Source organism: Aceticella sp. 75b-Ac, from assembly GCF_056032965.2.
Genome location: NZ_CM190971.1, coordinates 177316 through 198903, shown reverse-complemented (window position 1 = coordinate 198903; position 21588 = coordinate 177316). Strand labels below are relative to the sequence as shown.

Here is a 21588-nt window from a genome sequence, read left to right as displayed (position 1 = left end):
TCAGTCCAATATTAAGTCTTTCCTATCTAATCTATACGTCTCTGTATCAATTTTATCTCCTATGAATTTATTAAAAGCATTTATAACATAAAGAGGTCCAGGCGAGCCCTCAGCAATTGTTAATTTAATATATAATAAAATCCAGCCCTCATCAGTTGAAATATAATTAAAATTAAGAATATATGGTTTTAAATCAATATCCTTTTTCCCTTTTTTGGTTTCTTTTTCTATTATAATTTTATCCTTAGTCATAAACGCTTCAATTTGATTCTGTATCTCTTTCAATTCACCAAATAATCTTGCTTTTACTATATACTCAGCTTCTTTTACATGTTGCGACAGCAGATCCTTTTCCCCAACTTCATATGAATCTGATATATATATACATTCAGGAAGCACTGCATTCATTCTATCCTTAAACTCTTGTGGAGATAAATTGTTTTCTATTATCACATCAAAATAATCTCCATGTGTTGTTGCGCCAAGCATAAGGGCAGGTCCGAAAGATATAAGCGGATGTGGATTAAAACCCTTCGACAATGAAAACTTAATATCCCCTCTCCTCATGGCACGCTCTATTACCCGCATAAGGTCAAGGTGTGATATGAATCTCAGATTATCTGCCTTCATAAACCTATTTCTTAGCTTCAAAACATACAACTCCTTTATCAAGCTCTTTTATTCCACAGCCTGTACAGTTTAGTCTGCAATCATTTGTAAGCTTGCCTTCCATGGCTTTGTTATATTCTCTTATAAGATAATCTTTTTTAACACCACAGTCAATAATATCCCATGGAAATGTCTCATAGAAATCCCGTTCCTTGTTTGCATAAAAGTAAGGATTGATTCCTTCCTCTTCAAAGGCATCCATCCATACATCAAATTTAAAGTAGTCCCTCCAGCTATCAAATTTACATCCTTTTTCCCATGCTTTCACTATAGCCTGTCCGACTCTTCTATCTCCTTTTGAAATTACAGCTTCCAAAAAGCTTATATGAGGTTCATGAAAGCTGTATCGAAATATTTTTCCTTTAAGCATATTTTTTAACAAATTCTGTTTTTCAATAATTAAATCTATTTTTTCTTGACCAAACCATTGAAAAGGTGTAAAAGGTTTTGGCACAAATGTAGATGTACTGACAGTTATTTTTAAGTTCTTAGTATTACCTCTAACTTCTTTATATACATCGGCAACTTTATGTGCAAGATACGCAATTCCTGCAACATCCTCCATTGTTTCAGTTGGGAGCCCTATCATAAAATACAACTTTACGGTGTTCCATCCTGCTTTAAACGCCTCTTTAGTTGAATTTAAAAGGTCCTCTTCCGAAACGCCTTTATTTATTACATCCCTCAGCCTCTGGGTACCTGCCTCAGGTGCAAGGGTCAGACCGGTTTTCCTTACCTTTTGAATTTCCTTTAAAAGGTTAACTGAAAAAGCATCGATCCTTGTAGAAGGTAAAGCAATACCTATGCCTCTTCCTTTGTATTTTTCAATCAAATCATGAATAAGCTCTTCTATTTCCGAATAATCACAGGTACTTAAAGATGTCAAAGATATTTCTTCATACCCTGTTGTCTTTATTAATTTATCCGCAAGTTCCAACAAACCTTCTCTTGATTTTTCCCTTACAGGTCTATAAATCATACCTGCCTGACAAAAACGGCATCCCCTCGTACAACCCCTAAAAACCTCAAGCATAATCCTATCATGAACTATATTAATGTATGGTACTATTTGCTTAGCAGGGAAATAAGATTTATCAAAATTTTTTACGATTCTTTTTTTAATTACTGAAGGAACACCCTCAACTAAAGGGAAAATCCCCTTTACAGTACCATCCTCCTTGTACTCTTCTTTATAAAAAGATGGTACATAAACACCTTGTATTTTAGTTGCCTCCTTCAAAAATTTTTCTTTATTGAAACCTCTATCCTTCCAGTCAGCATACAAATCTAATATTTCATTTATAACCTCTTCACCTTCACCTATAACAAATAAATCTACTACATCAGATAAAGGTGCCGGATTATATCCACAGGGTCCACCTGCTATAATTAAAGGTGAAAAATCCCTTTCAATTCTTCTTATTGGTATGCCTGAAAGATTAAGCATATTTAATATATTGGTATAGCTTAATTCATATTGAAGTGTGAAACCAATAATATCCATTTCTCTCAGAGGTGTTTTTGTCTCCAATGTAAATAAAGGAATATCACATTCCCTCATCATGTTTTCCATATCAACCCATGGAGCAAAAACCCTTTCGCAATATGTATCACTTCTTTCATTTATCAAATTATATAAAATCTTCATGCCAAGATGTGACATGCCGATTTCATATATATCAGGAAATGCAAAAGCAAACCTTATTTTAAAATCCTTGGTATTTTTAATAATAGAGTTGATTTCCCCCCCAGTATAACGGGCTGGTTTTGCTACTTTCATAAGTATATTTTCGATTTTATCTTTAATACTATACATTTAAAACCCTCCAAAAATATCACCGATGCATTTATTTAATCCGTAACTTACTGCATAATCTAAAAGCTGTGTTTCAGTTATCCTGCATTTCTCTCTCAGGTTTTTGTCCAGCACAATTATTATATGATATTTCAATGGTAAAAAACAATTAATTATTTTACCGATTTTCTCATCCTCCAATACAGCAATATGATTAACTGTCATACTTCTTTTTTTAAAAAACTCTGATTTCTTATATGCAACATCCCTTAAATGAAAGAAAACTGCCATCTTTTTCTCATTTTTTGAAGAAAAAAATAATAATATTGCCAGTATAATTAATACATAATTTATACCACCATCTTTAATTGAATATATAGCATAATATATCATAACTAAAGATATAAAATATGCAGAATAGATAGAATAATTCAGAGCCCTTGTCAATCCTAAAAATCTTGAAAGAATACTTTTAAGTACCCTTCCCCCATCAAGAGGAATCCCGGGAAGAAGATTAAACAAAGCCATTGCAATATTTATTTTCACTAAATAATCAAAGCTTAAACCCGTAAATTGCATTATCATTAATAATATAAAAACAAAAATAATATTAGAGAGGGGACCAGCCAATGCAATCAATATTTCTATGTCAGGTCTTACAAATACAACACTGTCAAGAATTGCTGCACCTCCAAAAGGAAAAATCTCTATCTGCAAAATATTTATTTTTAATTTTTTAGCTATATATGCATGGCTTAATTCATGAATTAATACAGACAATGTTATATTGACAAGTTCAACATAATATCCGGTAGTAATAAGTAACAATATAAAAACCCACGTCAATGGGTTTATTTTTATTCTTAGACCATCAATATTCATTTATTCATACCATCAGACTTTTTTTCTATTCTTACCTTTATTAAAGGGTCAATAGGCTTACCATTTTCCCATACTTCAAAATGAAGACATGACACATTGGTTTTGCCGGAATCTCCAGTTTTACCGATAATCTGTCCTTTTTTTACCTGTTCACCTTTTTTTACATCTATTTCAGATAAATAAGCATAAACTGTTCTCAAATCATTAATATGCTTTAATACTATTACTTTTCCAAGCTCCGGATTATTGTTGTCTGCTATCATAACTTTCCCATCAAGTACTGCCTTAACATTCTCTCCTATGGGTGCATCTATATCTATTCCTTCTTGTTTAATTTCCCTATTCGTTATAGAATCTAACCTTGTCCCGAAACCTGATATTATCGTTCCTTCTATCGGAGCTGTCATTTGTAATGCAGCATCTGATGAGGTGTTTTTTTCCTCTTTATTGTTAGAAAAAACTTTAATAACATTTTCTTTTACAGAAGGCATTTCTTCCATAACCAGTTTTAGCCCCTTTTTTGTATTCTCATAATTTGAATCGTAAGTTAATAATGTTTTTGTACCATTTGTTATTGAATTCGTTAAAGGCAGATTTATCGCTTTAAACAACATAATAATGCCAAGCACAATAAGGCTTATTATAAACTGGTTTTCAAAATGTTCTATGTAATTTTTAAAATTAAACCTTTTTTTCATACCTGAATAATTTGAAGGCCATTTATTTGATTTCATTTGCTCAACCTCCTCTTATGTTATATTTATATTACTGCCATTGAACGATTATGATAAAAAACAACCTCATAACTACATCTTATCTTTTATTGAAAAAAAGTGTATAATCTATTTAGATTATATTGTGATTAGGAAGGTGTAGAATTTGAAAAAAATTATAATATTTATCTATTTACTGATTTTTGCTTTTTCTATAGCAGGTTGCAGTAACTCTTCAAAAAAACAAGAAACAATAAAAAAAGAAACAAAAATAGATAACATGGAAAATAAAAAAATATCCATTGAAGAAGAAAAAAGAAAAGCCCTTGGAAAAAAGGCTCAAGAGGGATATAATGCTTTTTTAAATAAAAAATATGATGATGCTATTGCAATAGAAGATGAAGTCTTAAAAGAAGATCCAAATTGTTATACGGCTTATTCCGTAAAGGGAATAACCCTTTGCTATTCACATGACTATGAAGAAGGGTCTAAATACATTGATAAAGCCTTAAGCATTAATCCAAATGATTATCTCGCAAGGTTTAATAAAGCACTTTCACTTGAACTGTATGGTCACTATGATGAAGCCATTTATTGGTACAAAAAGGCAATAGAAATAGAAAAGGGTGCATGGAGTTATTATGGTATTGCAAGTATTTATGGAAGAAGAGGAGATGTTGAAAATACTATAAAATATTTAAAACTTTCTATTGAAATTGACCCAAATGTGAAAAAAGAGGCAATAAATGAACCTGATTTTGCCCCTGTAAAAAATTCTAAGGAATTTATAAATTTAATAAAATAAAATATTATTTCCCTAATAACATTTTAACAGATAAAATAAGCATAAAAAAACCGAAAAATTTACGCAAATAAGCCGCAGGAATATAACAAGCAAATTTGGCGCCAAATATACTTCCGATAACAAGCATTATTGCTATTATAATACCTGCTTTTAGATCCGTATTGCCATGTTTATAATATTCTAAAAATGCTGCGATTCCAACAGGTGGCAGCAAAATGGTCAAAGAAGTCCCTTGTGCTTTTAATTGATCAAAACCACATATATATATAAGAGCCGGCACAATTATTAAACCTCCCCCTATTCCTAAAAGTCCGCTCAAAACCCCTGCTGACAACCCAATCAGGATATATATTATTATATTAACCATCATTTCACCACACCTTCAATCTTGTATTATTTTCTTTTAATTTATAATATATTATCATATCAAACACAATTACGTCCAGAACGCTTTGCATCAAACATCATGTTGTCTACTCTCATAAAATCAATACTGAATGTATTTTTTCCATTTAATATGTATTTCTGCGGGATAAAAAGAACCGTCTTTTCGGCGGCATGTTGTATTAAATAAAATTTTTTCAAGAGTTCCATTTATAAGACGGTTAAGTCTTAAATATCATAATTTTTTAGCTAAAAAAATAATTTTAGAATATATATCATTGACTCATAAACACATCATTAACTTTATCTTGTAGATATACTTTAGAATATTTCCCCCTTGACACTTCTCTATACACCTTATATCCTTCGTCAATGCAGGCTTTACATGCATCTCTTGGAATAGAAACAGCAAATATTTCATAACCCAAATCTGAACGGGAGTGAATTGTATTAACTCCTGAACAAGAAGGACATACCTTGAATTTCTGTGTCTGGGTTTCCCTAATGCCATCTGTGTCATAATATATATTTCTTGACCTCGATATATATTGTTTATTTTTAATTGTTTCTCTTTGAATATCGTCTTTCCTGCGCCAGCGGCTGTAAATCTTATCACACAGTTCTTTTATATATTCCGTAATCCTATGTGATTGCCTGAGTTTTTCAGGATCATAGTCCGGTTCTTTTACACGAGAATAGTCAAGCCCTGCCATAGCAAGAATTATACCGAGGTTTACATAAGGAAGAGCTCCTTCAATTGAATATCCGCCTTCCAAAACTGCAATATCGGGATTTAATCGATGGTTTAACTCGGCATAGCCGTGGGCAGTAAACTTCATATTTGTAATAGGATCTGTATAGTGGTTATCCTGACCTGCGGAATTTACAATAATATCGGGTTTATATTCTCTAAGTATAGGAATAACAAGATTGTCAAGTACATACAAAAAGCCTTCTTCACCGGTTTCAGGAGGAAGCGGTATGTTTATATTATATCCTATAGCAGAGGGACCTCCAAATTCATCAATAAAACCTGTACCGGGATAAAGGGTTCTTCCATCCTGATGAAAGGATATATAGAGGGTATCCTTATCATTCCAGTAAATATCCTGAGTACCATCACCATGGTGACAATCAGTATCCACGATAGCTATTTTTTTATTCCCAAATCGTTGCCTTATATTTTCCAGCATAACAGCCTCTATATTAATGATACAAAAGCCTCGATCTCCATATACCACCCTCTGTGCATGATGTCCCGGCGGTCTTACAATAGCAAAAGCTTTATCTACATCCTTTTCCATAACCATTTCGGCAGCCTTTATAGCACCTCCTGCAGATATCAAATGCGACTGAGTTACCCTTGTCATTACATCAGGTACACAAAAATGCACCCTTTCAACATCCTTAACAGTAGCCATATCAGGATTATAAAATTTTATTCCATTAATATCTTCAATCCCTTCTTCAAATACCTGATCCTGAGTATAAAGAAGCCTTTCTTCTCTTTCAGGATGCGTAGGGCTTATTGCCCAATCAAAAGCCGGAAAAAATACAAGACCCAATTTGTTTTTAGCCTTAAGCATTATTCACACCCCCAAGTTCATATAATAATCCAGGTCTTATCTGGGCTCTTATCCTTATATTTTTGCCACTAGTATAAAATCCCCTCACCATATTGAAGCTTGATTCTTCTGTTATTTCTGCTTCAAATTCCTTATCAATAGTTCCTATAGCAGAAGCCTTTTCTTTTAAAAGTTGCAATGCCTTTTGTTTTGCCTCATTTATAGTAAAATTTTTGTCAATTTTCTCATATAGCCCCATTTCAGGTACTGAAAGTTTACCTTCAGCAGTATCAGCTAAAACTGTTACTTCAGCAGTTGTCTTTGCAAGAGCTGCTCCTATTGCATTAGCTACCTCATAATTTTCTGGAACATAACAGGGCAGGTTAAATTCTTTTTCCAATAGAGGAGCTAAAGCCTTAGCAGGACCTCCTATGGCAGAAATATACTGTGGCTTCAATTTTTTCCCGTATAAAAGTTCTTTAACCGTATATACAGGTTTACTGTTAATTTCATCAAGGATGTGATTCACTTCTTGTTTTATCATAGTCCCCATCTTTTTATAGATATATTCTGAAGTTCCTTTGGCATCTAATCCGAGTTTATCTCCTATTTGTTTCATTGCTGAAACAGCCTGCTCTTTATTACCAAAATCGAGAAGCCCCAAGACTATCATAGCATCACTTGGAGTAGGCACAGAACCTCCAAGTGCCATTGGAAACCCCTCTCGGCGAGGTCCTATCTTTATTTCTCCATCTTCAACATATATTGCGCTATCTCCTCCGAGACCTATAGAAACACTGTATATAGCCCTTACCAGTGTATTATAATTGCTTATATTAATACCAAGAGGCTCAAAAAGTGAAACCCCATCTGCCACAAAAGAAATATCAGTTGTAGTACCACCAATATCTAAAAAAACAGCATCCTTATCTCCTGGATTAAAAGCAAGTGCACCCATTAAGCTTGCAGCAGGTCCTGATAATATAGTATTTACCGGATATTGCTGTCCTGCATCTAAGCTTATTGTTCCGCCATCAGCTTTAAGCACATTAACCGGAACATTGATATTTTCTTTTTTCATAGCCTTCCTTATGCTTTCACAAAATGATTTGAAAACATAATATACTGCAGAATTTAAGTAGGAAGTATACACCCGTCTTGGAAAGTTTAATTTTCCTGAAAGCATATGTCCCATCGTTACAGGAGAAAATTCATCATCTAAAAGCCGGCTAATATTAATTTCATGCATAGGATTTCTAATAGAAAATTTAGCCACCACTGCACATGCTTTTATATCCTTATCCCTAAATTTTACAACAGCTTCTTGTATTTCCTCTGGGTTAAAGGGTTTTATTTCTCTACCGCGATGGTCAACATATCCTGTAATAAAAATATTCTCTTTCCCACATGCCAGAAAAGAGGGATCCATGCCCGGACCGCTTTCTATAACCATACCAACAGGAGCAATCTTACCCTCTACAATGGCATTTGTTGATATAGTAGTGCTTAAATTTATACGCTCAATACTTGAAATATCCTTATCTTTAAGCAAATAATTTAAAGTTTTCCATATGGATCCAAATAAATTAGTATGATCGGTAGGAGTCTTAGCTACATCTATAATATTACCCTTATCAATAAGTACAGCATCCACATGGGTTCCTCCCATATCCAATCCTACAATCAATTTAAATGCCTCCTTAGTATTAAAACATTTAAAAATTTTTCTTTCCACTATATGTTAAATTTTTATATTTTTCCTTCTTTATTAATAATATATCAAATAAAAAAATATATCAAATTAAATTTTATAAATTATCAAAAATTTATTTTTTGCCTTCTCATTCCGATATTCAACAGCAATCCCAGCCCAATCATATTAGCAAGCATAGAACTTCCCCCATAGCTCATAAATGGAAGGGGTATGCCTGTTACAGGCATTATCCCAATTGCCATACCTATATTTTCAAGAATATGAAAAGCCAACATTGATATTATACCTGTAGCAACAAGATATCCAAATCTATCTTTTGCCATAACAGCAATCTTCCAAGATTTATAAAGCAAAATAGCGTACAATATAAGCAAGAAAGAAGCACCTATAAAGCCTAGTTCTTCGCCTATTACTGAAAAAATAAAATCTGTCCATGCCTCAGGAAGATAATAAAGCTGTGTCTGACTCCCATTAAAAAGCCCTTTTCCCCAGAACATACCTGAACCAACAGCAATTTTTGATTGTGTTACATGATATCCAGAACCTAAAGGATCAAGTTTTGGATTTACAAATGATAAAAGTCTATTACGCTGATATGGTTTTAATATTTTATATGCAAAAGGCAATAATATAAGTCCTGACATAATTAAACTAACAAAAATTTTAGGTCTTACTCCTGATATGAAAAGCATACCTAAAAATATGGCTAAGAATACAAGTGCCGTTCCCAGATCAGGCTGTAGCATGACGATAATAAATGGGATAGCAACATGAATAAGAGGATCAATTAATTCTTTGAAACATCTTATTTCCCCCATGTTGTTAAATTTTTGTCCTAAGGTTAAAATCAATGCAATTTTAGAAAATTCTGATGGCTGAATAAAAACCGGACCTATATGAATCCATGATTGTGCTCCATTACTGGTTTTGCCAATAACCAAAACTGATAAAAGAAGTAATATGTTGACAATGTAAATAACTGTAGAAAATTTTTGAAACATATTATAATCAAATAAATTTATAATTATAATCATTACAAGTCCTGCCAATATCGCAAATAACTGAATCATTACCTTTTGATATGAGCCTGTTTTTAATGTGTGAGATGCACTTAAAATTACAATAAGACTTAATATGGAAATTAGTAAAGCGGTTATCAACAAACCATAATCAAAATTTTTCAGAAGCTTCTTATTATATGCCTTATACACCACATATTTCTCCTTTATAGTATTTTATCCTATTGATATATAAATTAATTTATTTTTAAAACTGCTGCGCCTTTGATTTTTCCGCTTTTCAGCATGACCAAGGCTTTGTTTGCTTCTTCAAATGAAAATCTTACAATCTCCGGTTTTATCGGTATCTCTTTTGCAATATTAAGGAATTCCTCTACATCACTACTTGTAACATTAGCAACACTTTTTATTTCACGTTCTTCCCAGAGCAATGTATCATAGTTGATTTCCGGTATTTTTGTTTCTTTTCTAATAGCATTAATGACAACCCTTCCACCTTTTTCAAGAATTTTTAATGCTTCAATTACAACTTCCCCTTTTGGAGTTGTATCAATTGCTTTATTGCACTTTTGAGGAGGTGTTTCTCCTGTTTCTCCTACCCAATCTGCTTTCATTTTTAAAGCAAGGTTATATGGCTCATCATTTTTTCTTCTTGTAAAAACAAAAATTTTAGAGTGTGGATAAAGATACCTAACAACTTGAAAAACAATGTGGTTTGATCCACCAAATCCAAAAAGAGCAACGGTTTCACCATCTTTAATTTCTGCAAGCTTAATCGATCTAAAACCTACTGCTCCTGCACATAATAAGGGCGCAGCTTCCTCGTCAGTAAAAATATCAGGGATTTTGTACGCAAAATTTTCTTTTGCTTTTGTAAATTCAGCATATCCTCCATTAACATCACATCCTGTGGCTTTGAATTCATTGCAGAGATTTTCAAGTCCCTCTTTGCAGAATTTGCATTTTCCACAGGCAGAATTAATCCATGCAACCCCAACCCTGTCACCAATTCTAAATTTTTTAACATTTCTCCCCATCCTAATAATCCTTCCAATTATTTCATGACCTGGAACAACAGGAATTTTAGGAATTTTCCTGCCCTCAATTTCATCCAATTCAGTATGACAGACTCCACAGGCTAAAACCTTAATTAAAACTTCATCTTCTGAAATTTCTGGGACTGGTACATTTAAAAGTGCTAACGGCACTACCTCTACTTTGCCAATTCTTTTAATGAAAAATGCTTTCATTCGAACCCTTTTTAAACGCAAAGACCTTAGGACATCTTCTATGAATTGGATAGGGATAAAATTTTTTATTTCCAACTTTAACAGCCCCCTTTTGTTTGATATATTTTCAAAACAGTATATCTTGAAATATGTCAATTGCCAACTCTTTAAATTTAATTATACTACAAAATTATAATAATATCGCCATCTTTAAATAAAAAAATTAAAAAACTTTGTTGATTTCATGAAAATATTAATATATTTATTACAAAAAATGAAAGGACAAGCAAATAAAAGATAAATTGTATTTTTTTAAATAAATAAGTTCTATTTTCATGTACTTGCCTTTAATAGTACTAAACGAATTTTATTGTTACTTAATGAGATTTGACCTTTTATAAACATTAAAATACAATGAAAATGTAAAATATTAATAGGAGGGTGATATATATGTTTGGATTAATACCAACTAAAAGAAAGGCTGATGACCTACCTTCACTATTTGACGATTTCTTTAATAATGATTTATTCAATATGGTTCCAGTTCATTTTAATACCTTCAAAACAGACATAAAAGAAACGGACAAAGAATATATCATCGAATCAGAATTACCAGGCTTTAAAAAAGAGGATATTCAATTAGGTATAGACAATGATTATCTTATTATCAGAGCTGAAAAAAATGAGGAGAAGAAAGAAGAAAAAGGCAATTATATTAGAAGAGAAAGATATACAGGAAAGATGGAACGTAGATTTTATATTGGAGATGTAGAGCAAGAGAAAATCAATGCAGAATATAAGGATGGTATTTTAAAGATTTTGCTTCCCAAAAAAGAACAGGTTCAGATAAAAAAGCAAATTCCTATTACTTAAAAATAAAAATATATAATAGAAAAACGGGTTTTGAGAAAACCCGTTTTTCTATATTCTTGTTAACAATACTAATTTCTCGAGTTTTTCCAATTGTTCAGTGCTACCAATAGCTATTAGCAAATCCCCTTCTAAGATAATTTCATTGGAATTTGGATTATGTAAAATTTCTTTTCCTCTTTTGATAGCCATAATTAAGCAGCCGGTTTTTTCTTTTATCCCAGAATTTTTTAATTCTCTACCAATTATCTCAGAAGGGAAATTAACCTTGATTTCCTCAATTGCCAACGGCATTTCATTTTCATAAAGAATTGTATCAATAAATTCGGCAATAAAAGGCTTTATAACCGCAGCAGCCATTCTCATGCCTCCAATCATGGTTGGAGAAATGACTTTATCTGCTCCTGCCCTTATTAGTTTTCCCTGAGATTCTTTTTGTATAGCTCGCGCCACCACCAATAAATCGGGGTTTATTCCCTTAGCAGTTAAAGTAACAAAAACGTTGTCAGCATCCGTAGCTAAGGCAGTAATTAGTCCTTTTGCTTTTCTAATCCCTGCTTGTTCTAAGACTGAATCTTCTGTAGCATCACCTTGAATAACTAATACTCCATCACCACTAAGTTTTTGTACTATTTTTTCATCTTTATCTATTACCACAAAAAGAACTTTTTCTCTTTTCAGCCTCTCAATAACATTTTCTCCAATTCTGCCAGCACCGCAAATAATAACATGGTCATTTAATTGAATAATTTTTTTATACATCTCTCTCCTCCCTAAAACATCCTGTAACCTGCCTTCTACTATTACACCTACAAATTCACTGAGGGTATAAGCCGCTAAACCCACTCCAATTATAATTAAAAATATATTAAAATACAATCCCGGTACTGTCTTTGGGATAATATTCCCATATCCTAAGGTAAAAATAGTAGTAATAGTTAGCCACGCTGCTTGCAAAAAATTGAATTTTTCTAAATACATAAACCCAATAATTCCGATAACTATTACAACAAGCAATGCTTGAAAGGCAATTGCTAACTTTTTTAAAGATTCCACTCCCTGCACCTTCCTTTTTTATCTTAAGTTAATATCCTTATATATCAAAAATTGTATATCTATTATAAAACATGGTTAAAAGTTTATCTTTTGCCTACGCATACCAATATTCAATAAAATACCTATTGCAATCATATCTAAAACCATAGAACTTCCCCCATAGCTCATAAATGGAAGCGTAATTCCTGCAACTGGCATAATACCAATCGTCATACCTATATTCTCAAGTATATGGAAAGAAAACATTGATAAAATACCTACCGCAACAAGCCTCCCAAACTTATCCTTAGCCATAAATGCAATTCTCCATGCTTTATATAATATTATCCCATAGAGCAGAATGATAATAGATGCACCGATAAAACCAAGTTCCTCACTAATAACAGAAAAAATAAAATCCGTCCAAGCCTCTGGCAAAAAATAAAGTTGGGTCTGACTTCCATTAAATAATCCCTTACCCCAGAACATACCGGAACCTACAGCAATTTTTGATTGCACAACATGATATCCTGACCCCATTGGATCAAGATTAGGATTTATAAACGATAAAAGCCTATTACGCTGATACGGCTTTAGTATTTCATATGCAATAGGCATAAAGGCAATACCAGCCGCAATTAGCTCTGTAAATACCCTTGGTTTTATGCCAGAAATAAAAACCATCCCTATAAATATTGCTAAAAAAACTAATGCCATACCAAGATTCGGCTGCAGCATTACAATTATAAATGGAATACCCACGTGTACCAAAGGGCTTAATAATTCCTTAAAGGATTTTATCTCATCCATATCATTAAATTTTTTTGCCAATGTTATTATTAACGCAAGTTTTGAAAATTCAGCTGGTTCTATACAAATTGGTCCAATATAAATCCAACTTCTTGCACCATGACTGACCCTGCCAATAAACAAAACAGACAATAATACTAATATATTTGCAATATAAATATATGTTGCAAATTTGGGATATATATTATAATCAAATAAATTCACTATAAATAAACTTATTAATCCTACTATAATCGCCACAAACTGAACTGCAACCTTCTTATAAGAACCCGTCATAGCGGCATGTGATGCACTTGAAATGACAATAATACTTAATGCAGAGATTAATATTACTGTAATTAACAAACCAAAATCAAAATTTTTTAGAAGCCTTCTGTTAAACACCGTTTATTTCTCCTTCTAAATATTTATTACATATCGTATTATATTATACCGCTGTTTGTAAGTTCCAATAAAATTGCCTTTAATTTATTATATGTTTATATCTCAAAAAATTTGTCAATATAATAATATGCAAAAATTTCCACCCAATAGCATTGACATAAAGCAAAAAATATGTTATATAGAATAGGCAGCATAATATTTGAAGCAATCAGAATATCTCAATTAAGGCAAATACAGCAATATTAAACATGCGCCTGTAGCTCAGTGGATAGAGCGATTGACTCCGGATCAATAGGCCGCAGGTTCAACTCCTGTCAGGCGCACCAGTATTTAAACAAATTTAATCGTGAACCAACTCACATTTATTTTTGTTAAATTATACAAAATACATATTTCAATATTATCAAAATTAATATTCCTGGTATACCAAAAACACCCACAATAAATGAGGTTAGTATCGTTATAGGAAGATGAATCCCTATAATTGCTCCAAAGAAATTAAAAATAAGTAAAAATGCAAAACCTATAATAGAGTTAATTATAAATCTGAATAAAATTTTTAAGGATATTCCAAATAACCATACTAAAAATGCCAGAACGATAATCCCCATTATAAATGATAAAATACCAGTTTCTATCATAAAATCACTCCCTTCTCGATACCTTGAATATTATTATAACATATTTATATAAATTAAAAATAGATTAAAATATTGGTATTAAGTTGAATAAAGACTCATATTAGTATAAAATAAAGTAGTATTAAATCTTAAGAATAAGGAGTTTTGATATTTATGAGTCTAATTTTAAAAGCATTTATCATGGGAATCGTTGAAGGTTTAACAGAATTTCTTCCGATTTCTTCTACAGGTCACCTAATAATTATGGGAGATTTTCTTCATTTTACAGGTGAATACGCAAAAATGTTCGAAATAGTTATACAACTTGGTGCAATACTTGCAGTAGTATATTATTATAGAGAAAAAATATGGAATTCTTTAAAGAACTTAGCACCCGGAAAATGGGGCTATAAATTATGGTATAAGATAATTATTGCATTTATACCATCCGCTATTTTAGGTATTACTTTAGTTAAGTATATAAATAAATACCTCTTTTCATCTTTTACTGTATCAATTGCACTAATAATCGGTGCAATAATGATGATAATTGTTGAAAATACCTTCAAAGATAGTAAAATAAATGATATAGATATGGTAAACAATAGAAAATCCTTCTGGATCGGTGTTGCACAATGTATGTCTTTATTTCCCGGTATGTCAAGGTCTGCCTCCACTATAATGGGTGGAATGATGGTGGGTCTGACTGTTAAAACCGCAGCAGAATTTTCCTTCTTTTTAGCAATACCTACAATGTTCGCAGCAACTGCTTTTGACCTATTGAAAAATATTACATACATGACAATGTTAGAATGGGAAGCACTGGCAGTAGGATTTATAATGTCATTTATAGTAGCATTAATTGTTATTGATAAATTTCTTTCCTATCTTAGTAAACATTCTTTAAAACCATTTGCATATTATAGATTGATAGTTGGTATCGTTATGATTATTTTGATAATAAAAGGCATTATTAAATAAAGCAGACTGCTTAAGGTCTGCTTAATCCATTTCATTAAATACTTTTAAGTATACATCGTAATCCTTATCATTATGCAAAATAAATCTGACTTCCTTAATATCGCTTTTATCAAGATAATCAGAAACCGCCCTAAGTGCTATCCTTGCAGCTCTTTCAACCGGAAATCCATATACTCCTGTACTTATTGATGGAAAAGCAATCACCTTAAGTTTACAGTTATCAGCTATTTTAAGACTCTCTATATAAGCACTTGCCAATAAATTATCTTCATTATTTTTCCCACCTTCCCATACGGGTCCTACAGCATGTATAACATATTTTGCTTTTAAATTTCCTCCGCTTGTTATTACAGCATTCCCCGTTGGACACTTCCCTTGTTTTTCTCTTATAGCTTTACACTCTTCATCAATTATGTAACCCCCGGCTTTGTGAATCGCACCGTCAACACCTCCGCCGCCGAGTAATCCGGAATTAGCTGCATTTACAATTGCATCAACATCCTGTTCTACAATATCTCCCTTAAATATCTTTATCTTATCCTTCATTTAAATCACCCCAATTTCCTACAAGATATATATATATTAAACAATACATTAAGTATACATAAATTAATAGAACAAATCAAGTTGATAGGTAAAATTTACTTTATTTGGTTCTGATTTTATAAATTTTTTAATGTATATCAACCTTTGTAAAATAAGTTTTATTTATGTCATGAAAAAAAATACAGCAAAGATCCTTCTTTTTGTTTTCATCAGCTATATCATATTTAAAATATCCATACGAGATTTTTTTAGCCCTATCAAGGCTTGAAAGACATAAAACCTGAGGTAAATTATCCTTTAACCAATCTTCATCCCGTATATAATTTTTAATATAATTTAACATATTTTTATCTGAATCCTTTAAACGAACCGGCAATTCTTTATCCTTGTTGAAATACATAAAGTCAAATTTAATCAGATCTTTTAAAAGATGTATATCAACATCCATATGCTTTTTACTAAATTCATAAATAATGTCATATAAAGACTTTAATGAATGGTTTTTATATATCAATTCATTATCCTTCCAATATTTATATAATGATAAATAAAATTCAAAAGGTCTATTAAATTTATCTGTTAAATATTTAAGCGTATTTACAAACTTTCCCGAATTATAATATTTATTTACAAGGAATGCTATTCCCTTCAATATTCTAAGCTCCTGATAATTAATATCTTTATTGTATAATATCTCATAAGGTGGTTTACTATCATATACAATGCCATATTTCTCAGCTTTTTCCCTTAACAAAGTCCCTTTTAAAAGTTTTAAAAATCCCAGCTGTATTTCATTTGGATTAAGATTATATACATCATCAAAAGAACTGCTGAAGGTAAAAAAATTATCAAAAGGAAGCCCCGCTATTAAATCCACATGAAGCTTAATACCAGCATCATGCAACATTTTTACTCCCTCCAATGTCCTTTTAACATCCGATGTTCTGGATATTTCCTCTAAACTTTGGGGATTTGTAGTCTGCACACCTACTTCAAATTGAATTCTATCTTCTAATCCTTTTAAGCTTTTTATAAACTCTCTGTTTACAAGCTCAGGGTTTATTTCAAAATGAAAAATAGTGCCTTCTGGCAGTGCTTTTATACAAGATAGAATATCTTCAGCTCTTTTAAGGTTGGAATTAAAGGAACGGTCTATAAGCTTAACTATTTTTACCTTTTTATCTGAAAACCATTTTAAATCTTGTCTAACCTTGTCAATACTGACGTATCTTAATTTATTATCAAGTGATGAAAGACAATAACTACACCTGAAAGGACATCCCCTTGATGTTTCATAATATACGAGCCTGTTATTTAAATCCTCATCTTTTTCATATGCCATAGGTATTTCATCTAAATTTACGTAATCTTCCCATGATTGAACAATAATCTTCCCATCTACACAATATGCAATCCCATTTATTTTATTTATATCAATTTTACCTTCTAAACCATACAATAATTCTTTAAAAGCCCTTTCACCTTCCCCAATTACTATATAATCTACAAAATTGTTTTTAAGAAGATTTAATATATCATATGAAACCTCTGGTCCGCCAAATATAATAATAATTTCCGGATTTATCTTTTTAATATTTTCAGATAGATAAAGAACCATTTCAATATTCCAGATATAACATGAAAATCCAATAATATCGGCACCTGTTTCAAGTGTTTTTTCCAATACATAATCTATATTGTCATTAATTGTTGCTTCAAAAATATCAATATTTGAAAAGCCGCAATACTTTTTAATATTTCTTATCGCAAGGTTTGTATGATAAAACTTGGCATTAAGACCAACCAATAATGTATTCATTATGACCCCTCTTGTAATTTTACAATTTTTTCCCATATTTTAAATTTTTTATAGTAGGATTTTTCCCGCAAAGTGGGCAAGTATCTCTTCTATGCCAATTTATATCCCTAAATTTAAGATTAAGTGCATCAAACGTTAAAACACGCCCAGATAAATTCCTGCCTATATTTAATATTATTTTCACAGCTTCTAATGATTGAATAGAACCTATTACACCTGCTACCATCCCCAGTATCCCACTATCTGCCGGTTTTGCTGCTGCGTCGTCTTTTGGCACCTCATGGTATAAACAGCGGTAACAAGGTCCCTTACCTGGGATAATGGTCATAACAATCCCCTCAAATTCTATTGCACCTGCTTCTATAAGAGGCTTATCTAAGAAAAAACATGCATCATTAATAAGATATCTCGTTGGAAAATTATCAGATGCATCTATTATAACATCATAATCCTTTATTATATCTTCTATATTATCAGGCGTAATCCTTGTTTTATATTTTAGGATATCCACGTCAGGATTAAGCTTTTTAACCTTTTCTTCCGCTGAATCTGCCTTATATTTGCCCAGATCATCCGTTGAATGTATTATTTGCCTGTTAAGATTTGATATTCCAACGACATCAAAATCCACAATTCCAATAGTTCCGATTCCACAGGCTGCAAGATAGTATATAGCTGGAGAGCCAAGACCACCCGCACCTATAACCAGCACTTTTGACATTAAAAGCTTTTTTTGACCTTCAAGCCCTATGTCCTTAAGTATTATCTGCCTGGAATACCTTAATATTTGTTCATCCACATATATCATTCCTTTAATATAGCTCTCAATTTATTGATTTTCCCTTTTATATCATCAGCACCTACTATCTCAGTAACTAAAGCCATACATTTTGCACCATGTTTTTTTACTTCTTTGATATTACCTTCTTTTATACCGCCTATTGCAACAAAAGGTATATCAATATTTTTTACAACAAAATCAAGATATTCAAGACCAACCGCATCACAAACATCTTTTTTAGTCTTTGTAGGAAATATAGGTCCAACACCTATATAATCAGCACCTCTTTTAACCGCTTCTAAGGCTTGCTCCGGCGAATGTGTAGAAAGACCGATAATTACATCGTTTCCAACAATCTCTCTTACCCTCTCAATAGGCATATCTTCCTGCCCAATATGGACACCGTCTGCCTTGACTGCTAATGCAAGGTCTATATCATCATCTATTATAAATGTTACGCCGGCATCTTTTGTCATTTTCCTCAATTCAACACATTCATTGTATTTATACAACATTTTTTTTTCTTTTTCACGATACTGTATGATTTTAATACCTGCTTCAATCATATCCTTAACAACCTGAATATTATCTCTCCCTTTGGAATATTCTTCGGCTGTTATGCAATAAATATCTGTATCAAGTACATTTTTCCCCATCATTTCACCTCAAATTTATATGACATTTTCCCAATCCTTAAAAATAGGTTGATATCCCGAACTACGAATCATTTCAACAATTTCTTCAAGGCTTCTATTGTCAGATACCTCAAATTGACCTGAGTCCTCATATTCCTTCTCTTCAAGATATCCTCCGACCTTTGTTGAAGATTCAGCAGAAAATTTTGTTATACCAAGGGGTATAAGATTATTCCTTAAATCTGCATTTTCTCTTGTTGATAATGAAATTCCAAGTCTTGGCATAAAAATCCTAAAGGAAAGGATGATTTGTACGAGATTTTTATCCGATACATTTGATTTCGGCTGAAAAGCTCCGATATGCGGTTTTATCCTTGGTACAGATACACCTACATCAACATCACCATATTTGTCTTGCAGATATTTCGCATGCAATGCCGTATAGAATACATCCTTTCTCCAGTCATTCAATCCCAGCAAGGCACCTATATTTACATTTTTTATTCCTGCCCTGCATGCCCTGTCTGGTGTTTCAAGCCTGTATTTGTAATTTTTCTTTGGACCCGATAGGTGAACTTCATCATATGTCTTTTCATCATATGTTTCCTGATATATCGTAATAGAATCAACACCTGCATGAACTAATTCTTCATATTCTTTTTCCTTTAATGGATAAATCTCTATACAAATGGACGAAAAGTATTCCTTTAAGACAGCCGCGCAAGTCTTTATATATGAAACCGGTGTTTTTGCCCTCGACTCACCTGTCAGTATCAATATATGTCTAAAACCTTTTTGACTTATTAGCTCTGCTTCATGTCTTACATCTTCTATTGACATAATATTCCTTTTTATCTTATTATCGGCATTATATCCACAATAAGCACATTTGTTTATACAATAATTTGCAAGATACATTGGTATATATAAAAGTATTACTCTCCCAAAATTTTGAATCGTCACCCTATGAGCCTTTTGTGCCATTATCTCAAGATATTTTTCAGCATTTGGTGATAAAAGAGCAAGAAAATCATATATATTCAGTTTATCTTTTGATATTACCTTTTCTATATCATAATCTGAAATACTATTAAAAAAACCTTCAAAATTAAAATTCCTGTATCTAATATACTCGTCATAAAAAGTCATATTTATTACCTTCTTTTATAAATTTAGAAATCCTGTTAATGGCGATGATGCTTCAGCATACTTCTTTACAGCACCAATACCTGAAATATATGCTATTCTCCCGGCTTTTACGGCATTACTGAAAGCCTCTGCCATAAATACCGGATCACCAGCCGTTGCAATCGCTGTATTTACAAGAACTGCTGATGCCCCCATTTCCATAGCTTCGCATGCTTCATGAGGTCTACCTATTCCTGCATCAACAATAATTGGAAGGTCTATTTCATCAATCATTATTTGAACAAGCTCTTTGGTTTTAAGCCCTCTATTTGTTCCAATAGGTGCCCCAAGGGGCATAACCGCAGCAGCGCCTACATCTCTAAGCCTTTTCGCCACCATAAGGTCGGGACTTACATAAGGCAAAACAACAAACCCTTCCTTAGCAAGTACTTCTGTTGCTTTTATTGTTTCTATATTATCTGGCAGTAAATATTTATTATCAGATATAACCTCAATTTTTATCCAGTTTCCTGCTCCCATAGCTCTTGCAAGACGTGCTATCCTTACCGCTTCATCAGCATTTCTTGCACCAGATGTATTAGGCATCAGAATACAGTTGTCAGGTATATAATTTGTCATATCTTCTTTAGTTTTGCCAAAATCCACTCTTCTCACAGCAACGGTGACAACCTGTGCACCGGATTTCTTGATTACATCTGGTATAAGGCTGTCATCAGGAAATTTACCTGTACCAATAAACAACCTATTTGTTATTTTCTTATTACCGATTATCAATTCATCTTCCATAACTATCCACCTCCTACAAATCTTACAACTTCTAAATTGTCATTTTCCTTTAAAATTATTTGAGACCATTTTTCTCTTTTGACAATATCATAATTGTACTCAACAACAACTGTATCAGGATTTATGCCTTTCAATGAGAGAAATTCTAAAAGGGTCATTTCCTTATTTATTAATACTTCTTCACCATTGAGTTTTAACCTCATACAACCCCCTCCTAAGATAAAACAAAAAGCTCACGTAAGTGAACCTCTCATAAAAACAATGGCTCCCTACGATAGTACTAACTATATCAGGTTTTATGGGTTAAGAGCCTGAGCCCTTTCTCAGCCTTTCGGCACCCCAGCCTCAATATTCAGTTTTTAAATGCTATAACTTAACATATGGTAAAAACTTTCAT

The 21588-nt window shown here is 32.3% G+C and carries 23 protein-coding genes, 1 tRNA gene and 1 riboswitch; of the genes, 4 read left to right on the top strand and 20 right to left on the bottom strand.

The window, feature by feature from the left end; all coding sequences use genetic code 11:
* From AC0LWJ_RS01015 to AC0LWJ_RS01000, 4 genes are read right to left on the bottom strand one after another with little or no spacing between them, the layout of a single operon-like run.
* Entirely contained in the window at positions 1-651 is a 651-nt protein-coding gene (locus tag AC0LWJ_RS01015) for a TIGR03936 family radical SAM-associated protein (protein WP_474239633.1), read from the bottom strand.
* The gene (locus tag AC0LWJ_RS01010) at positions 635-2485 is read right to left on the bottom strand and encodes a TIGR03960 family B12-binding radical SAM protein (RefSeq protein WP_474239631.1); all 1851 of its coding nucleotides are present in this window, start codon (positions 2483-2485) and stop codon (positions 635-637) included. Before AC0LWJ_RS01010 ends, AC0LWJ_RS01015 begins: the two co-directional genes overlap by 17 nt.
* Positions 2486-3346 (bottom strand): M50 family metallopeptidase, encoded by an 861-nt coding sequence (locus AC0LWJ_RS01005; protein WP_474239629.1) that lies wholly within the window; start codon positions 3344-3346, stop codon positions 2486-2488. It lies immediately after the preceding gene.
* Positions 3343-4080, bottom strand: a complete 738-nt coding sequence (locus tag AC0LWJ_RS01000; RefSeq protein ID WP_474239628.1) for a peptidoglycan DD-metalloendopeptidase family protein — start codon at positions 4078-4080, stop codon at positions 3343-3345. Before AC0LWJ_RS01000 ends, AC0LWJ_RS01005 begins: the two co-directional genes overlap by 4 nt.
* A 145-nt stretch (positions 4081-4225) precedes the next feature.
* Here AC0LWJ_RS01000 and AC0LWJ_RS00995 point away from each other — a divergent pair, with 145 nt between their 5' ends.
* Positions 4226-4864, top strand: coding sequence for a tetratricopeptide repeat protein (locus AC0LWJ_RS00995; RefSeq protein ID WP_474239626.1), 639 nt, complete (start codon positions 4226-4228; stop codon positions 4862-4864).
* A gap of 4 nt (positions 4865-4868) precedes the next feature.
* Here AC0LWJ_RS00995 and AC0LWJ_RS00990 read toward each other — a convergent pair whose 3' ends face one another.
* The 6 genes from AC0LWJ_RS00990 to AC0LWJ_RS00965 all read right to left on the bottom strand — a co-directional run bounded on the left by AC0LWJ_RS00990 (position 4869) and on the right by AC0LWJ_RS00965 (position 10871).
* Positions 4869-5234: a TSUP family transporter gene (locus AC0LWJ_RS00990; RefSeq protein ID WP_474239625.1), complete on the bottom strand. Its 366-nt coding sequence runs from the start codon at positions 5232-5234 to the stop codon at positions 4869-4871.
* A 56-nt stretch (positions 5235-5290) separates the two neighbouring features.
* Entirely contained in the window at positions 5291-5458 is a 168-nt protein-coding gene (locus AC0LWJ_RS00985; protein WP_474239623.1) for a hypothetical protein, read from the bottom strand.
* A gap of 65 nt (positions 5459-5523) precedes the next feature.
* Positions 5524-6834 carry a histone deacetylase family protein gene (locus AC0LWJ_RS00980; protein ID WP_474239622.1) on the bottom strand — a complete coding sequence of 437 codons (1311 nt, stop codon included), beginning with the start codon at positions 6832-6834 and terminating at the stop codon, positions 5524-5526.
* Positions 6827-8500 (bottom strand): hydantoinase/oxoprolinase family protein, encoded by a 1674-nt coding sequence (locus tag AC0LWJ_RS00975; protein WP_474239620.1) that lies wholly within the window; start codon positions 8498-8500, stop codon positions 6827-6829. Before AC0LWJ_RS00975 ends, AC0LWJ_RS00980 begins: the two co-directional genes overlap by 8 nt.
* Before the next feature lie 131 nt (positions 8501-8631).
* Positions 8632-9738, bottom strand: coding sequence for a rod shape-determining protein RodA (rodA, locus tag AC0LWJ_RS00970; RefSeq protein ID WP_474239618.1), 1107 nt, complete (start codon positions 9736-9738; stop codon positions 8632-8634).
* Positions 9739-9782: 44 nt separating this feature from the next.
* The gene (locus AC0LWJ_RS00965) at positions 9783-10871 is read right to left on the bottom strand and encodes a zinc-dependent alcohol dehydrogenase family protein (RefSeq protein WP_474239616.1); all 1089 of its coding nucleotides are present in this window, start codon (positions 10869-10871) and stop codon (positions 9783-9785) included.
* Positions 10872-11225: 354 nt separating this feature from the next.
* On the opposite strand from AC0LWJ_RS00965, the gene AC0LWJ_RS00960 reads away from it, so the two are divergent.
* Positions 11226-11648: an Hsp20/alpha crystallin family protein gene (locus AC0LWJ_RS00960; protein WP_474239614.1), complete on the top strand. Its 423-nt coding sequence runs from the start codon at positions 11226-11228 to the stop codon at positions 11646-11648.
* 48 nt (positions 11649-11696) lie between these two features.
* On the opposite strand, the gene AC0LWJ_RS00955 is transcribed toward AC0LWJ_RS00960, so the two are convergent.
* Positions 11697-12701, bottom strand: a complete 1005-nt coding sequence (locus AC0LWJ_RS00955) for a potassium channel family protein (protein WP_474239612.1) — start codon at positions 12699-12701, stop codon at positions 11697-11699.
* Positions 12702-12776: 75 nt separating this feature from the next.
* On the bottom strand, positions 12777-13874 hold the full coding sequence (gene rodA / locus AC0LWJ_RS00950; protein ID WP_474239611.1) for a rod shape-determining protein RodA: 1098 nt from the start codon (positions 13872-13874) through the stop codon (positions 12777-12779).
* A 250-nt stretch (positions 13875-14124) separates the two neighbouring features.
* Here rodA (AC0LWJ_RS00950) and AC0LWJ_RS00945 point away from each other — a divergent pair.
* Positions 14125-14200, top strand: a tRNA-Arg gene (locus AC0LWJ_RS00945).
* A gap of 45 nt (positions 14201-14245) precedes the next feature.
* On the opposite strand, the gene AC0LWJ_RS00940 is transcribed toward AC0LWJ_RS00945, so the two are convergent.
* Positions 14246-14515, bottom strand: a complete 270-nt coding sequence (locus AC0LWJ_RS00940) for a pro-sigmaK processing inhibitor BofA family protein (protein ID WP_474239609.1) — start codon at positions 14513-14515, stop codon at positions 14246-14248.
* A gap of 153 nt (positions 14516-14668) precedes the next feature.
* Between AC0LWJ_RS00940 and AC0LWJ_RS00935 the strand changes: the two genes are divergently transcribed.
* The gene (locus AC0LWJ_RS00935) at positions 14669-15475 is read left to right on the top strand and encodes an undecaprenyl-diphosphate phosphatase (RefSeq protein ID WP_474239607.1); all 807 of its coding nucleotides are present in this window, start codon (positions 14669-14671) and stop codon (positions 15473-15475) included.
* Positions 15476-15496: 21 nt separating this feature from the next.
* Here the strand turns inward: AC0LWJ_RS00935 and AC0LWJ_RS00930 are convergent, their stop codons facing one another.
* The 7 genes from AC0LWJ_RS00930 to thiS form a co-directional block, all read right to left on the bottom strand.
* The gene (locus AC0LWJ_RS00930) at positions 15497-16021 is read right to left on the bottom strand and encodes an O-acetyl-ADP-ribose deacetylase (RefSeq protein ID WP_474239605.1); all 525 of its coding nucleotides are present in this window, start codon (positions 16019-16021) and stop codon (positions 15497-15499) included.
* Positions 16022-16148: 127 nt separating this feature from the next.
* Positions 16149-17840: a B12-binding domain-containing radical SAM protein gene (locus tag AC0LWJ_RS00925; RefSeq protein WP_474239604.1), complete on the bottom strand. Its 1692-nt coding sequence runs from the start codon at positions 17838-17840 to the stop codon at positions 16149-16151.
* A gap of 19 nt (positions 17841-17859) precedes the next feature.
* Complete coding sequence (locus AC0LWJ_RS00920) at positions 17860-18648, bottom strand: HesA/MoeB/ThiF family protein (protein ID WP_474239602.1); 789 nt, start codon at positions 18646-18648, stop codon at positions 17860-17862.
* Positions 18645-19277, bottom strand: coding sequence for a thiamine phosphate synthase (thiE, locus tag AC0LWJ_RS00915; RefSeq protein ID WP_474239601.1), 633 nt, complete (start codon positions 19275-19277; stop codon positions 18645-18647). The genes AC0LWJ_RS00920 and thiE overlap by 4 nt, the downstream gene beginning before the upstream one ends.
* Positions 19278-19292: 15 nt before the next feature.
* Complete coding sequence (gene thiH, locus AC0LWJ_RS00910; protein WP_474239599.1) at positions 19293-20405, bottom strand: 2-iminoacetate synthase ThiH; 1113 nt, start codon at positions 20403-20405, stop codon at positions 19293-19295.
* Positions 20406-20420: 15 nt separating this feature from the next.
* Complete coding sequence (locus AC0LWJ_RS00905) at positions 20421-21191, bottom strand: thiazole synthase (protein ID WP_474239597.1); 771 nt, start codon at positions 21189-21191, stop codon at positions 20421-20423.
* A 2-nt stretch (positions 21192-21193) separates the two neighbouring features.
* Positions 21194-21394, bottom strand: coding sequence for a sulfur carrier protein ThiS (gene thiS, locus AC0LWJ_RS00900; protein WP_474239595.1), 201 nt, complete (start codon positions 21392-21394; stop codon positions 21194-21196).
* Between the two features lie 46 nt (positions 21395-21440).
* A riboswitch (TPP riboswitch) is annotated at positions 21441-21543 on the bottom strand.
* Between the last annotated feature and the right edge of the window lie 45 nt (positions 21544-21588).

Excerpts from the sequence above, each read along its gene's own strand:
- AC0LWJ_RS01010 (WP_474239631.1), bottom strand. The coding sequence starts at position 2,485 with ATGTATAGTATTAAAGATAAAATCGAAAATATACTTATGAAAGTAGCA.
- AC0LWJ_RS01005 (WP_474239629.1), bottom strand. The coding sequence starts at position 3,346 with ATGAATATTGATGGTCTAAGAATAAAAATAAACCCATTGACGTGGGTT.
- AC0LWJ_RS01000 (WP_474239628.1), bottom strand. The coding sequence starts at position 4,080 with ATGAAATCAAATAAATGGCCTTCAAATTATTCAGGTATGAAAAAAAGG.
- AC0LWJ_RS00990 (WP_474239625.1), bottom strand. The coding sequence starts at position 5,234 with ATGATGGTTAATATAATAATATATATCCTGATTGGGTTGTCAGCAGGG.
- AC0LWJ_RS00985 (WP_474239623.1), bottom strand. The coding sequence starts at position 5,458 with ATGGAACTCTTGAAAAAATTTTATTTAATACAACATGCCGCCGAAAAG.
- AC0LWJ_RS00980 (WP_474239622.1), bottom strand. The coding sequence starts at position 6,834 with ATGCTTAAGGCTAAAAACAAATTGGGTCTTGTATTTTTTCCGGCTTTT.
- AC0LWJ_RS00960 (WP_474239614.1), top strand. The coding sequence starts at position 11,226 with ATGTTTGGATTAATACCAACTAAAAGAAAGGCTGATGACCTACCTTCA.
- AC0LWJ_RS00940 (WP_474239609.1), bottom strand. The coding sequence starts at position 14,515 with ATGATAGAAACTGGTATTTTATCATTTATAATGGGGATTATCGTTCTG.
- AC0LWJ_RS00935 (WP_474239607.1), top strand. The coding sequence starts at position 14,669 with ATGAGTCTAATTTTAAAAGCATTTATCATGGGAATCGTTGAAGGTTTA.
- AC0LWJ_RS00930 (WP_474239605.1), bottom strand. The coding sequence starts at position 16,021 with ATGAAGGATAAGATAAAGATATTTAAGGGAGATATTGTAGAACAGGAT.
- AC0LWJ_RS00925 (WP_474239604.1), bottom strand. The coding sequence starts at position 17,840 with ATGAATACATTATTGGTTGGTCTTAATGCCAAGTTTTATCATACAAAC.
- AC0LWJ_RS00920 (WP_474239602.1), bottom strand. The coding sequence starts at position 18,648 with ATGATATATGTGGATGAACAAATATTAAGGTATTCCAGGCAGATAATA.
- thiE (WP_474239601.1), bottom strand. The coding sequence starts at position 19,277 with ATGGGGAAAAATGTACTTGATACAGATATTTATTGCATAACAGCCGAA.
- thiH (WP_474239599.1), bottom strand. The coding sequence starts at position 20,405 with ATGACTTTTTATGACGAGTATATTAGATACAGGAATTTTAATTTTGAA.
- AC0LWJ_RS00905 (WP_474239597.1), bottom strand. The coding sequence starts at position 21,191 with ATGGAAGATGAATTGATAATCGGTAATAAGAAAATAACAAATAGGTTG.
- thiS (WP_474239595.1), bottom strand. The coding sequence starts at position 21,394 with ATGAGGTTAAAACTCAATGGTGAAGAAGTATTAATAAATAAGGAAATG.